This window comes from Haemophilus sp. CCUG 66565 (genome assembly GCF_001679495.1).
In the GTDB taxonomy this organism is placed as follows: domain Bacteria; phylum Pseudomonadota; class Gammaproteobacteria; order Enterobacterales; family Pasteurellaceae; genus Haemophilus; species Haemophilus haemolyticus_K.
This window is the reverse complement of sequence record NZ_LZOX01000007.1, coordinates 1-741: the sequence shown is the minus strand read 5'-3', so window position 1 is coordinate 741 and position 741 is coordinate 1. Positions and strand designations below refer to the sequence as shown.

2 tRNA genes and 1 rRNA gene are annotated in these 741 nt (G+C 41.0%); all 3 read right to left on the bottom strand.

The features are described 5' to 3' along the window. A 23S ribosomal RNA gene (locus tag A9501_RS03170) occupies positions 1-192 on the bottom strand; the annotation flags it as partial. A 307-nt stretch (positions 193-499) separates the two neighbouring features. Beyond that, positions 500-575: transfer RNA gene (locus tag A9501_RS03165), tRNA-Ala, on the bottom strand. Positions 576-620: 45 nt separating this feature from the next. Beyond that, positions 621-697: transfer RNA gene (locus A9501_RS03160), tRNA-Ile, on the bottom strand. Between the last annotated feature and the right edge of the window lie 44 nt (positions 698-741).

Genomic DNA, 741 nt, shown 5'->3' with positions numbered 1-741 from the left:
GTTCTCCCGGTTTGCCTCACTTACCTATGGATTCAGTAAGTGATAGTAGATTCTTCATCTACTGGGTTTCCCCATTCGGATATCTTGGATTAAACGCCTCTTATCGACTCATCCAAGCTTTTCGCAGATTAGCACGTCCTTCTTCGCCTCTGATTGCCAAGGCATCCACCTTGTACGCTTAGTTACTTAACTATACAACCTCAAGTATTTTCAAAACTCAATATAAAATAAATATTGTGTCCTGAGCACTTTCAGCGTCATTAATTCAACTAAACACTTGATTGCTTTTGTTCAATCAAGATTTATCACAAAACAGGTTTGCTTTCAGAGTTTCCTTCTCAGTTCCCTCTTTTCACTTTCCTATCTTGCCTACTCAGACTTTCTCTCAAAAATCTCTTGTTTTCAGCTTGTTTCCAATTTTTTAAAGAACAGTTGATAAAACTTCTCAGTTATCATCGTTAAGTAAACTAAATGAATAAATTTACTTAACGATGATAAGTGGTGGAGATAAGCGGGATCGAACCGCTGACCTCCTGCGTGCAAGGCAGGCGCTCTCCCAGCTGAGCTATATCCCCATTTCATCATAAATCATTACCGCTTTACATCACTCACTCTCAGAGTGGTGGGTCTGAGTGGACTTGAACCACCGACCTCACCCTTATCAGGGGTGCGCTCTAACCACCTGAGCTACAGACCCAAGGGTAATGTTTTCTTCTGCTCATTTGTCTACAACTATCAGTC